This window comes from Sphingobacteriaceae bacterium, assembly GCA_016715905.1.
Classification (GTDB): Bacteria; Bacteroidota; Bacteroidia; order B-17B0; family Aurantibacillaceae; genus Aurantibacillus.
In genome coordinates, this window is sequence record JADJXI010000005.1 from 144633 (window position 1) to 157998 (window position 13366).

The 13366-nt window shown below is 34.5% G+C and carries 9 protein-coding genes and 1 tRNA gene; 4 read left to right on the forward strand and 6 right to left on the reverse strand.

Annotation, left to right across the window (positions count from 1 at the left end; genetic code table 11):
• Positions 1–4: 4 nt before the first annotated feature.
• The 4 genes from IPM51_08520 to recR form a co-directional block, all read right to left on the reverse strand.
• The gene (locus tag IPM51_08520; protein ID MBK9284355.1) at positions 5–1753 is read right to left on the reverse strand and encodes a hypothetical protein; all 1749 of its coding nucleotides are present in this window, start codon (positions 1751–1753) and stop codon (positions 5–7) included.
• 224 nt (positions 1754–1977) lie between these two features.
• Positions 1978–4572, reverse strand: a complete 2595-nt coding sequence (clpB, locus tag IPM51_08525; protein MBK9284356.1) for an ATP-dependent chaperone ClpB — start codon at positions 4570–4572, stop codon at positions 1978–1980.
• A gap of 154 nt (positions 4573–4726) precedes the next feature.
• The gene (locus tag IPM51_08530; GenBank protein MBK9284357.1) at positions 4727–6262 is read right to left on the reverse strand and encodes a tetratricopeptide repeat protein; all 1536 of its coding nucleotides are present in this window, start codon (positions 6260–6262) and stop codon (positions 4727–4729) included.
• Positions 6263–6391: 129 nt separating this feature from the next.
• Complete coding sequence (gene recR / locus IPM51_08535) at positions 6392–7009, reverse strand: recombination protein RecR (protein ID MBK9284358.1); 618 nt, start codon at positions 7007–7009, stop codon at positions 6392–6394.
• A gap of 114 nt (positions 7010–7123) precedes the next feature.
• On the opposite strand from recR, the gene IPM51_08540 reads away from it, so the two are divergent.
• Positions 7124–8608, forward strand: a complete 1485-nt coding sequence (locus tag IPM51_08540) for a sodium:solute symporter (protein MBK9284359.1) — start codon at positions 7124–7126, stop codon at positions 8606–8608.
• On the opposite strand, the gene IPM51_08545 is transcribed toward IPM51_08540, so the two are convergent.
• Positions 8579–9622, reverse strand: a complete 1044-nt coding sequence (locus IPM51_08545) for a glycosyltransferase family 2 protein (protein ID MBK9284360.1) — start codon at positions 9620–9622, stop codon at positions 8579–8581. The two genes, IPM51_08540 and IPM51_08545, sit on opposite strands and share 30 nt — an antisense overlap.
• Before the next feature lie 5 nt (positions 9623–9627).
• Complete coding sequence (locus IPM51_08550) at positions 9628–11133, reverse strand: GWxTD domain-containing protein (GenBank protein ID MBK9284361.1); 1506 nt, start codon at positions 11131–11133, stop codon at positions 9628–9630.
• A gap of 191 nt (positions 11134–11324) precedes the next feature.
• On the opposite strand from IPM51_08550, the gene IPM51_08555 reads away from it, so the two are divergent.
• The 3 genes from IPM51_08555 to IPM51_08565 all read left to right on the forward strand — a co-directional run bounded on the left by IPM51_08555 (position 11325) and on the right by IPM51_08565 (position 13195).
• Complete coding sequence (locus IPM51_08555) at positions 11325–11582, forward strand: GIY-YIG nuclease family protein (protein MBK9284362.1); 258 nt, start codon at positions 11325–11327, stop codon at positions 11580–11582.
• 22 nt (positions 11583–11604) lie between these two features.
• Positions 11605–11692 (forward strand) — tRNA-Ser (locus IPM51_08560).
• Positions 11693–11938: 246 nt separating this feature from the next.
• A complete protein-coding gene (locus IPM51_08565) occupies positions 11939–13195 on the forward strand; it encodes a site-specific integrase (protein MBK9284363.1) in 1257 nt (418 codons plus the stop codon).
• Positions 13196–13366: the final 171 nt, after the last annotated feature.

A 13366-nucleotide genomic window follows, 5' to 3' on the forward strand; every position in this document is an offset into this window, starting at 1 on the left:
TCTGTTATTTTTTAAAAACTAAAAATGAAAATTGTTTATCAGAAACAGTTCCATCGCTGTTATAAGTATTAACAATAAGATTTCCGCCTAAACTATTGAACGAAATTTCTCCACTTCCTCCAACCAAAGAAACTTGTATGTTGTAGGTAGAGAAATTTATACTTTCACCTGTTATTGCGAATGTGTAAACACCTGAACCTGGTGTATGGGAAACTAATGACACGTTGGTAGTAGTAGATGCGGCATATAAAATCCCGGAGCTATTAGATGTTCCATATGCAATGGGAACCAAGTTTGCATTTCCGGTTTGCGTACGGTTTAATTCATTTGTATTGACGCCGCTAATAAGGATAGTACCGTTCACATCAAGTTCGGAAGCCGGCGTGTTTGTGCCAATTCCCACAGCTCCGGAAAACGAAGCGTCGCCATTACCATATAGTCTTAATCTGCTGGTAAAATTGTTTGTTCCAAAATTCATTTCATTGGTTACGTTATCATATAAAATTAATCCTTTTGAGTGAAGTGCAGGATTTCCAAACCAAATGGCGCTGGTGTTTGTGGAAATAATAGAAAGACGCACCGGTGTAGCGCCTGAATTTTCTATTTGTAGATTTTCGGTTGGTGAAGTTGTTCCAAATCCGGCAAAACCGTTTGTGAAATTGATGGATAAATCAGGCCTTGTGTTTGCCCAATTGAAAATCATGTAATTGCTGCTATTGGTATGTGTTCCTACTGTCCAAAAATCGTTACCATTATCTCTATAAATCAAATAACCTGCCTCTGCGCTACTTGCTCTATCAATAAGAAATCCGGCATAACCAAATCCCAATGATCTTGAACCAATAAAGTTATTTCCGTTGCTGCTTACATCTACTTTAGTAAGTGGATTGGTATTTCCAATACCTAGCCAATCTGTTCCATTAGTCAATGAGGTTACCGTAGCATTTGGCTTAGACCATAAGCCTGTTCCCGGAATAGTTACACTGTTGGCGCCAACACTTAAAATATTATTTGTAAAATTTAAAGTTGGATTTACATTTAATGTAGAAATGCCCGGCGAAGGCGAATAGGATAATATTCCTGTTACCGGATTATAATTCATGCCAACAGGAGAAGTGGCCACAGTATAATTATTTCCTAATGTTATTACGGTAGAGATTCCAGTACCTACCATTGTTGGACTGGAATTATTTAATGATGAAATCGTATAATTCGGAAAAGTTCCGGTTACTGTTGTGGCTCCGGTACCAGAAATATTAGTGAAAGGAACGAAGATATTAAATGAGTTTGTGCCAACAGGCGTTACGCTGGCAATTCCAGAGCCGGTAAGTGATGTTTGCGGAGAAGACGCCACAGTAGCACTCGGCAATGTAACCGTGTTTCCTCCTGTGATGCTTAAATTATTTCCGTTTATTTGTAAGCTAGGTGAAATAGCAGAACCGGATGTTTCTGCGTATAACGCATACGGTACTGAAACCAATTGCTGTGTGCCTAAGTTTACATTCCCGCTTCCGGTATTTAATGAAGTTCGGAGGTAATATGGTCCATTAGCCCAATTAATAGCTGAAAAAGGCTGTGCACTTGTTTGATTTCCCCCTCCAATTTTAATAGAAAACAATCCTAAAGAATTGGAGGTTACAATATGATTTTCTGTATAAACAAGTCCTGAGTTTAAAATTTCAACCGTTAATGTAAAAGTTCCAGCCACCGGCTCTCCGTTTCCATTTCTACTCACACCTTGGTAATTAATCATTTGAGGTGATTGCGCCTTGATTAGAAAACTTGAAAAGAGTACAAAAACAAAAATTAAATTATTCTTCATTGGCATTTAAACGAACAAATTTACTAAAAAAAGACTATGAATTTTGTTAATAGTCTATTATTAATACTTAGACGTATAAAAGCACTAATTCGTTGGAAAAACCCCCAAATTTTTAACTAAAAGTTAAAAAATGCACTTAATTGAGCTTAAAGACATTAATTCCTGAAAATAAAGCTGTTGCGCTCCATATCAATGGTAATATCTTTATCCCGGTTTACCTTACCGGCAAGTATTTGTTTAGAAAGCTCGTTTAAAATTTGTTTTTGAATTACTCTTTTCACGGGACGCGCTCCAAATTGTGGGTCATAACCTAACTGAGCTAACCATTCAACCGCCTGGGGTGTAATTTGAAGACTTATGTTTTGTTCTTTCAATCTTTTTTTGATGTTTTCAAATTGAATTTTCACAATGTCCGTTACATGTTCACGAGATAAAGGTTCAAACATAATAATTTCATCTATTCTATTTAAAAACTCCGGACGAATTGATTTTTTTAAAACATCAAACACTTCCGATTTAGTCTTTGCCAATATTGTTTCCTTATTTTTCTCTGTTAATTTTTCAAAGTTTTCCTGTATTATTCCGGCGCCCATATTACTGGTCATGATAATGATGGTGTTTTTGAAATTCACAACTCTACCTTTGTTATCGGTTAATCGACCATCATCTAATACTTGCAAAAGTATATTGAAAACATCCGGGTGTGCTTTTTCAATTTCATCTAGTAAAATAACACTATAAGGTCTCCTTCTCACGGCTTCAGTCAGTTGGCCGCCTTCATCAAATCCAACATAACCCGGAGGTGCACCTATTAATCTGCTCACCGCATGTCGCTCTTGGTATTCACTCATATCAATTCGGGTCATTGCATTTTCATTGTTGAATAAAAATTCTGCGAGGGCTTTTGCCAATTCGGTTTTTCCAACTCCGGTAGTTCCTAAAAAAATAAATGATCCAATCGGTTTTTTATTGTCTTGTAATCCGGCGCGACTTCTTCTTACTGCGTCGGCAATACTTTCAATGGCTTCTTGTTGCCCTACTACTCTATGATGCAATTCATCTTCCAGCAACAAAAGTTTTTCTTTTTCACTTTGTAACATACGGTGAAGAGGAATTCCGGTCCATGCGCTGATTACAGCGGCAATGTCTTCACTATCTACTTCTTCTTTTACCAATTGAGAGCCACTTTTTTTAGCTTCACTTAATTTGTTTTCGAATTCAGTCAGCTTGGCTTCTGAATCTTTTATTTTACCATAACGAATTTCAGCAACTTTACCATAATCTCCTTGTTTTTCAAAGTTGTTAGCTTGTAATTTAAGATCTTCAATTTCCATTTTTATTTTCTGCACGCCTTCAATTACTTCTTTTTCGGCATTCCATTTTGCCTTTAATGCATTTCTTTCTTCCTGTAAATTGGCAATTTCGCGATTTAGTTCATCCACTTTTTTCGATTCGTTCTCACGCTTCATGGCTTCTCTTTCAATTTCTAATTGCATTATTTTTCTTTCTACTTCATCTAATTCAATAGGCATAGAGTTTATTTGCATGCGAAGTTTGGAAGCGGCTTCATCCATAAGATCGATTGCTTTATCCGGTAAAAATCGATCACTTATATAACGCTGACTTAGTTCAACGGCGGCAATAATAGCTTCATCTTTAATTCTAACTTTGTGATGTGTTTCATATTTTTCTTTAATACCACGAAGAATAGAAATTGAATCTTCCGTATCCGGCTCTTCCACCATTACTTTCTGAAATCTACGTTCTAAGGCCTTATCTTTTTCAAAATACTTTTGATATTCATTTAACGTGGTTGCTCCAATTGCTCTTAATTCTCCACGTGCAAGTGCTGGTTTTAAAATATTGGCTGCATCCATTGCTCCTTCACCGCCTCCGCCTGCACCAACCAATGTATGAATTTCATCAATAAACAAAATAATTTCTCCTTCGCTGGAAATAACTTCTTTCACCACAGATTTTAATCTTTCTTCAAATTCTCCTTTATACTTTGCTCCTGCAATTAATGCACCCATATCCAACGAAAAAACCTGTTTGCTTTTTAAATTTTCAGGCACATCTCCGTTAATAATTCGATGAGCCAAACCTTCGGCAATGGCAGTTTTTCCAACGCCGGGTTCACCCACCAAAATCGGATTATTTTTTGTTCGCCTTGATAATATTTGCAAAACTCTTCTTATTTCTTCGTCACGTCCTATAACGGGGTCCAGTTTGCCGTTACTAGCCTGTGCATTTAAATTAATTGCATATTTATTTAAAGAATTATAAGTTTCTTCCTGAGATTGACTCGTTACCCTTTCTCCTTTTCTCAATTCGGTTATTGCTGCTTTTACATCTTTTTCTTTTAGGCCTGCGTCTTTCATCATATTGGCTACACTATCACCCGCATTAATTAAACCTATCAATAAATGCTCTATAGAAATATATTCATCTTTGTATTCTTTTAAACTGGCGGCAGCTTTAGCTAAGGCTTGATTGCATGCATTAGACAAATGGGGTTGCCCACCACTTACTTTTGGATAAGATTTAATAATGCTATCTACCATCTTACTAAAGGTAGAAAGGTTAACGTTCAATTTTTTAAGAATATATGGCGTTACATTTTCATCTACCTCCAATATTCCCTTTAAAAGATGAGCGGTTTCAATAGCTTGTTGACCCTCTGTTGTGGTAATTTGAACCGCCTGTTGTATCGCTTCCTGCGATTTTATGGTATAATTATTTAGATTCATAAGATTATTATTAATACTAAGCCAATTGCATATTTCGTTCCAATGAAAATATACTGAAATAACGTCATGTAAAAATCAAATTAAATGACTTCTTGTCTATACCTGCTTAAGTTTTCAGACTTTTTAGCAGTTGGGAATTAGTTTAAAAATGGATTTAAGTTTTATTTTCGAGATATTTGGAAATAAACTTTTCAGTGGGCATTAAAGAAGTTTGAATTCTTCGGGCATACTTAATGCTGTCTAATATTTCTTTTTGTTTAGCTTCGACTAATGCTTTTTGTTGCTCTACTTCTCGTTTTTGTTCAGCTAAAACCAGATTGTTTTTCTTTTTCTGAATATAACCTCTGTAAGAAACTCCGAGTAAAATGAAGATAAGTATGGCCCCGCCGCTTACGAAATAAAGCACATTACGTTGTTGTTTTAGTTGAATTTCATTTTGTTTACTAAGCGCTTCGGTTAAGGCCTTATCTTTATTTAGTAATGCAATATTTTTCTCTTGATTTTCCGCCAGTATATTTTTCTTTTCAAGCTCTTCTTTTTGGCGCATTAAATCCATTTCATTGATCTTATTTTCATGTTCAAGTAAACGCAGGTTTTGTTGATTTTTTTGAAGAATTGCATTTTGTTTATCGAGTTCTGCAATTTGCAGTGCTTTGTCTTTATTCAATAATTCAATTTGTTGTTCCTTTTTCTGACTTTCATATTTGGTGAGTAATTCAGCAACACTTTGAGAGTTTTGTTGTTTTATAACACTTTTCTCCAAAGCATAAGCTTCTGATTGATGAAAAAATGCATCCTTAAAGTTTCCTAAAGTGGTATCTAACCTCATCCTGGTTTCCTCTAAGAAAATTTTATCAGCTTTTGTGCCGCTTTGATTAGCAATTTTTGCGGCAATTTCTATGGTTTCTTTTGCTTCCTTGGTTTTGTTTTGAATCAGGTAAACATTAACAATATTTGAATAAGCGCCAACTAAACCGGATGTAATGTGATGTTCCACGTCGTTATTTATAGCCTTTTGATAATATTCAAGTGCTTTATCGTATTCACCCCGTTCTTTATAAATAACCCCTAGATTTGCGTATGAAGAAGTTAAGTTTCGCTTGTCGCCTGCTTCTTCTTTTAGTTTCATCGCTTTTAAATAGTATTCAAATGCTTTATCAAATTCTTTTTTCGCAGAATGTGCATTGCCTAAATTATTTAATGATATGGCCATGCCTTTTTTGTCTTTTAACTCTTCTTTAATTTTTAATGATTCAGAGTAATAGAATATTGCTTTATCATAACTTTTTTTATTCATGAATAAACTGCCAAGTCCGTTGTAAGTAGTTGATATTCCTTTTTTATCACTCAATTCTTCTTTAATTTTCAAGGATTTCATGAAATATTCTAAAGCTAAGTTTAATTCACCCAAATCATCAAAATTTGATGCGATATAATTTAATGCGTAGGATGTTGATCTTTTATCACCTTCTAATTCACAATACTTTAACGCTACACTGTATGCTTGATTTGAAGCTAAAAAATCGCTTAAATTTCTTAAATAATTTCCTTTCATCGCGTAAATTAATGCCATGTCTTTTAATCGTTTATTCTTTTCGGCAATAATGAAAGATTTATGATAAGCGTTTAATGCAGAGTCTCTAATATTTAGTTTTTGGTATTTTTCAGCTAAAAAAATTAATTTCTTCATCTTAACTGTGTCGTTTTTCATTGCATAAATTGATTTACGCAATGAATCTAAATTTTGACTGAATAAAATGGATTGGACAAATAATATCGCCGAAAAGAATAAAAAATATTTCTTAATCAGTTTATTCAATTACTTTTTCAATAAAGAGTCAAATGGAATTCTGTTTTGAATAGATCGACCTAGTGTAACCTCGTCGGCGTATTCTAATTCATCTCCAACTGATATTCCTCGTGCAATTGTGCTTAACCGAACCGGATAGGGTGCGATTTTTTTGAAAATATAAAAAGAGGTGGTTTCTCCTTCCATGTTTGCATTGAGTGCAAGAATTATTTCCTTAACATTTCCGGATGCTAATTTTTCTACTAAGGTTTCGATATTTAAGTTAGATGGTCCAATCCCGTCTATAGGTGAAATCAATCCGCCTAATACATGGTATTGTCCTTTAAATAAAGAGGTGTTTTCAATGGCAATAACATCGCGATAATCTTGAACTACACAAATGATAGAGGAATCACGAGATGTATTCGCACATATTAAACACAAATTATTTTCTGAAATATTGTGGCAATTGGTGCAGTACTTTAAATCTTGTTTTAAGCTTTGTATAATAGCGCTTAAGGCTTGTGTATTCTTCACATCTTGTTTTACCAAATGTAAAACATAGCGCAAGGCTGTTTTTTTGCCTACGCCAGGCAATTGAGCAAATGCTTCAACGGCTTGTTCAATTATTTTAGAACTGAATTCCACATCGTAAATTTAAGTATTATGCCTCTTGCTTTTTTTATTCACCTCGTAATTGTTTAGAACTATTTTTTAAACACGACAAAACAGAGTCATTAAAATCAATTTTTGTAATAAATGATTCCTCCGTACCTGGTTATATCCTTCATTCTGTTATACTTTTTATTTTTATTGGGTATAGGATGGCTTACCTCTAGAAAAGGCAACGCCGGTTCGTACTTTATTGGGAATCGTCAGTCTGCCTGGTATTTAGTAGCATTTGGTATGATTGGTGATTCTTTAAGTGGAGTTACCTATATTTCCGTTCCGGGTGCCATTGGGTACAATCATTTTTCGTATCTGCAACTTGTATTTGGTTATTTTGCAGGTTATTTTATCATCAGTCATGTTTTACTTCCGATTTATTATAAACTGCAATTAGTTTCTATTTATGAATACCTAAATGGAAGATTTGGAAGAACTACCCAAAAAACCGGAAGTATTTTTTTTATTATTTCCCGTTTACTAGGTGCGGCCGGTCGATTATATTTGGCAGCCAGTGTAATTCAAACTTTTGTTTTTGATCAATTTACTGATATTAAAATTCCATTTTCTTTAAGTGTGTTTATCATTTTAATTTTAATGTTGTTGTACACCTATAAGGGAGGAATTAAAACGCTGGTTTATACTGATACCTTTCAATCCTTATTTTTAGTTTTGGGTGTTGTTTTATCGATAGCTGTAATTGTGAGTAAAATGGACATTGGGTTATGGGAGGCGACAAAAGGTGTTTTTGATTCGGATTATTCTAAAACTTTCTTTTTTGATTTTCAAAAGTCTAATTTCATTTTAAAAGAATTTATTGGTGGGGCATTTATAGCAGTTGCGATGACGGGCTTGGATCAAAATATGATGCAGAAAAATTTAAGTTGCCGATCGCTGAAGGAGGCTAAAAAAAATATATTTTGGTTTAGCGTAGTAATGGTAATTGTGAATGTGTTTTTTCTTTCACTGGGTGTTTTAATTTATCAGTATTATGCTCACGCCGGCATTGATTTACCGATAAATGCTGATACCGGAAAAGTTATAACTGATCGCGTTTTTCCGAATTTAGCGTTAAATCATATGGGAGCTTGGGCAGGTTTGGTATTTATTGTGGGATTAACTGCCGCAACTTTTAGCAGTGCCGATAGTGTATTAACTACCCTCACAACATCTGCATACATTGATATATTGGAGTGGGACAAAGACACAAAAATGTCGGATAAAACCAAACAACAAAAACGAATATTAATTCATATTGGATTTACACTTTTATTGTGGATTATTATAATATTATTTGATGCCTTAAATCAAAAGGCGATTATTGATACGGTACTGATGATTGCCGGTTATACATACGGACCCTTATTGGCTTTATTCGGTTTGGGATTATTCACCAAATTAGATTTTAAAGACAAGATGATTCCGATTGCTTGTATTGCCGGCCCGTTAATTTGTTATGCAATTAAGCAGTTTACTGCTTCAAATACAACTGGCTATCAAATAGGCAATGAATTGATATTGATAAACGCAATAATTACCGGGTTGTGTTTATTAGCTTTTACTAAAAAGCCGAGTGTTTAATTCCGAAAACTTCTTTTTGCGATTAAGATAAAATTCAAAAACAATATTTTTCATATAAACATTTGAAAAATTGAATTTAAAATTTTCAAATTCTTTTTGTTTTTTTCTTTTAGACAAAGTGTTGCTGAGTTGAGCGTAAAATGCGAAGTGTGCTCTGATTACTGCAATAAAATGCATTCCCTCTCCGCTCAATAAAAATTTTATTGCCGCTACACCGTCTAATTTTAATCTCCAGATAATTTTAAAAAAGAGCAATCCGGGAGGATGATTTTTGGTAAACATGATTAAATTATTTCTGAAATTTAAAAATGTTTTATTTGGAGATATCTTATTTAATGTTCCGCCACCCACGTGATAAATAATTGATTGCGGTTGCACAAAAATGGAATAGCCCAGATTTTTAAATCGCCAACATAAATCTATTTCTTCCATATGCGCAAATAAGTCCGAATCAAATCCATTGTTTTTATTAAATAAATCAGCTCTTACAAACAAGCAGGCTCCGCTGGCCCAAAAAACTTCTTCTACCGAATTGTACTGGCCATTGTCTTTTTCTAATTCATAAAACAATCGTCCTCTACAAAAAGGGTATCCATACTTATCAATGAACCCGCCCGAGGCGCCTGCATATTCAAATTCATTTTTTTTGTTAAAGGCAAGCATTTTAGGTTGGCAGGCTGCAATTTTTATATTTTTCTCTAAAAGTTCGAGCAGGGGAGTAAGCCAATTTTCGGTAACCTCCACATCGTTATTTAAAAGCATGAAATATTTTTCAGATAAATCTTTTAATGCTTCGTTATAACCACCAGCATAACCCAAATTGGACTTGTTTTGTATAATTTTTACAGTTGGAAAATGATTTTTAATAAAAGCTAAGGAATCATCTGTGCTGCAATTATCCGCAATATAAATCTGGTGTGGATTGGAATGTTGAACAACACCGGGAAGGAATTGTTCTAATAGTTTTTTACCGTTATAATTGAGGATTACAACCGCAATAGGAGATGCATTCATACAGTTTAACGGGGATTATTATAAATTTCCTGAAATTGATTGAATTGAGTGCCATCCGGTGTATTCTGATCCGGATTACCTATGCCTTTGGTATTTCTTTTAGAAACTTCATAGGGCCAGCGGTCGTTGTAAATTTCACCTCTTAAATCACTATGCACCAAGCTATGACAATCGTCTGCAATATTTTTATTCACAAATACAAATTTACGATTTGTAAAAAACTGTCCGTTCACATTATCCGTTAATCTGTAATACTGCCATATTTCATAGGGCCAGGTATTTAAATCGTTGTTTTGTTGTGAGCGTTGATTTGGTGGGCCATATTGCAAATACACTCTTCCTCGGTCTGTATAATATCCGGGCTGTTTACCGCATTTAAATAAAACCATCACTTGTTGCACTTCCTTATAATATGAGGCCCATAATTTAAGCGGATTGGCCGTATCGCCGGCTCTACGTTGCCAAAAATCAATCACAAACTTTTTCATGAGATCCGGGTCTTTTTTTACGGCTTGATTAATAATTCTTTCTTTATCGGTTCCATTGGCAATTGGCCAAAGACATTCTACAAACATTTTTAATGTATCCTTATTATTGCAATTGCCAAAATACTCTGCTACCGTTTTTTTCTGTTCATATTCAAATTTGTCAGCTAAATCAACTGCTCTGTTTAGGCGTTGAAAAAAATATTTGCTTTGTAATTGAACCATATTTTTTTCATCTTTTATTTCAATTACCAAATTATAATTCCCGGTTCCTAATTTAGCAATGTCAATTTTTCCAAGTAAAGGATTAACTTTTGCAGCTTGTTGTTTTTTAAATGCACCATGCGATTCTAATTTCATGAATTTATCGCTGGTTTCGATATAATACGAAAACACGAAACTTTTTCCTGTGCCCAATGCGGTGTCGGCATGATAAGCTTCAAAATAGAAAAGCATTTCATTTTGTGTTTCCGGATAGTAATTTACGTTAAAGGGAACTAGGTCAAATCCGCTTTTGGAGATTTCACTGGGTTTGTCTGCTTTTTTATATGACTCTAATGCCTGAATAGATGAGCCGTTAAGTGTATTTGATTTAAAAGTAAGATTGAATTTTTGAACAAACGCTAATTTTTTAGTGTGAGGATTGAAATTATCCTGTACCGAAATCTCGATGATATAGTTTCCATTTGGAAGGGAATAACGTTGATTATCTATAAAGGAAGGAATGTTTAAAGTATCGGTAAATAATGGTCCGTTTAAGTTGTATTTATTTGCCTTAATTATAGTGGAGTCTAATTTTATTAAGGTTTCAATATGTACTGAATTCTGATATTGGCCATTTATTAATTTTTTTGTAAAAGAGTTTCCTACAAAGGTGAAATAAGTTTCTACAAAAGGTTGTTTGCCGGGCACATCAAATGCGCCCAGATTAAAATAAGCAATGGCTTGTGATTGAATGTTGTATGAATAAAAAAGTGCTCCTAAAAGCAAAAAGGAAATAACTATATTATGAATACGATGCAACACTTAAAATTAACCAATATTTTAAGAAAAATTCCTCAGTAAATCCAAAAAATTGCTAATTTCGCCCGCTCCGAAGGAGTCCCTGCGGGAGAGAAATGGCAGCTTGTCCCTACGGGAAGTGGTCTTATGCGGCAGTCTTTCTCCGAAGGAGTCCCTATGGGAAAAACTGTTGACCGATTAGTAGTGGAAGTAAAGTGGAGAAATTCATCACGTATATTTTAAAGAGTTTAAGGGATGGCAAGTATTATTATGGTTCTTGTCAGAATTTAGAAGCACGTTTGAAGAATCATAATTCAGGAAGAGTTCGTTCAACAAAATCTCGCCGACCCTTAGCGGTTCATTATCAGGAAGAATTTGCAACAAGAAGTGAAGCGTATAAAAGGGAGATTTTTTTTAAAACAATTGATGGATATAATTGGCTTAAGAAAAATAAAATTATAGGATACAATTAATTTTCTTTGTTATCTTTGCCCCGGAGAAATGGCAGAGTGGTCTAATGCGGCAGTCTTGAAAACTGTTGACTGTAACAGGTCCGGGGGTTCGAATCCCTCTTTCTCCGCCAGTCACAAAACAAGTAAAATCAAAAGCCTGTAAATCGTAGTGTTTACGGGCTTTTTAATTTTTACAACCTCTCAATTCATTCATCAAATCGTAGTGCGTAGGTGGTCAATTCGGTGTCCCGAATTCCACTCTGTTTAGAGACACCGAATTACTTGGAATCTCTTTACCGTCAAGTAGTTCAGAAAATGAACATCTTGTTTCGCAACGTGAATGAACCTAATTTTAACCATATAAGAGGTGTCTTAAAATGCAAACAAAAATCTCAATACTGTTTTTTATAAAACGCAGCAAACCCAATGCCAGCGGGCTTGTCCCGATATACATGCGAGTAACTGTAGGTGGTAGCAGAATTGAAATAAGTGCTAAAAGATTTATCGAACCCTCTGCATGGGCTGCCAATGCTGGAAAAGTAAGGCAAGGTTCAGGAGATTCTAAATCCGTAAACCATTATCTAGATATGCTTAAGAAGCAAACGTATGATTATCAAACCGAACTTATCCAAGCTGGTTTACTTGTCACTGCTGAAAACATGAGAAATAAGCTATTAGGAACCGAATTAGGCAAGTTCTCTTTGATAGATATATTCCAAGACCATAACGATAAAATGAAAGCGCTTATAGGTAATAAATTTGCAGAAGGTACGCACGAGAGATATAAAACTTCTTTAAGCCATACTGTTGAATTCCTTAAATGGAAATTCAAGGTTTCAGATATCGATATCAGAAGGATTGATCACGCTTTTATCACCGAATATGAATTTTACCTTCGTAGTGTGAAAAAATGTTGCAACAATACTGCATTCAAATACATTAAAAATTTCGGGAAAATAATTCGCATCTGTTTAAAAAATCAATGGATCGATAAGGATCCTTTCAGCAATTACGATGGCAAGGCCGAAGATGTTGATCGCGTTCACTTAACAACCGAAGAACTTGAATCTGTTACGAATAAAGTTTTCCAATCTCAGCGCTTAAATCGAATGCGTGATTTATTTGTGTTTTCTTGCTTCACCGGCTTAGCGTATAGCGATATTAAAAAATTAAATAAAACAGAAGTTGTAAAAGGCATTGATGGTATTAATTGGATAATTAAGAACCGTCAAAAAACAGAAACAACTTCACGTATTCCGATTCTTCCAATAGCACAAGAAATTTTAGATAGATATGCAAACGACCCTCAATGCAAAAACACAGGCAAACTTTTACCTGTAATGAGCAATCAAACAATGAATGACTATGTGAAGGAAATTGGTGCACTCTGCGGCATTGACAAAGAGTTAACTTATCACGTTGCCCGGCATACATTTGCAACTACTGTAACTTTAACCAACGATGTGCCAATGGAAAGTCTGCAAAAAATGCTGGGTCATAAGGACATAAAAACAACACAACATTATGGGAAGATTGTCGATAAGAAAATTAGTAACGATATGAAATTACTAAGCGAGAAACTGTCTGCGTCAGCATTTAAAATCGTCAGGGAGTCTAAAGCAGCTAGTTCATAATGTAGTATGGCTTGTTTTTTAATTATGTGTTAATCAAGTGTTTGTAAAAATACAGGTAAACCTTTATCGGATTTGTCCATTTCTTCAGGTCGTGGTTTACTTTTTGTATATACTTCAAACAATGCTAAAAATTAGTCGCCTGAATATTGCTATATTACTACTAGGTAGTAT

Coding starts and splice junctions, on each gene's coding strand:
- IPM51_08520 (MBK9284355.1), bottom strand. CDS start 1,753: ATGATTAATTACCAAGGTGTGAGTAGAAATGGAAACGGAGAGCCGGTG.
- clpB (MBK9284356.1), bottom strand. CDS start 4,572: ATGAATCTAAATAATTATACCATAAAATCGCAGGAAGCGATACAACAG.
- IPM51_08530 (MBK9284357.1), bottom strand. CDS start 6,262: ATGAAGAAATTAATTTTTTTAGCTGAAAAATACCAAAAACTAAATATT.
- IPM51_08545 (MBK9284360.1), bottom strand. CDS start 9,622: ATGAATGCATCTCCTATTGCGGTTGTAATCCTCAATTATAACGGTAAA.
- IPM51_08565 (MBK9284363.1), top strand. CDS start 11,939: ATGCAAACAAAAATCTCAATACTGTTTTTTATAAAACGCAGCAAACCC.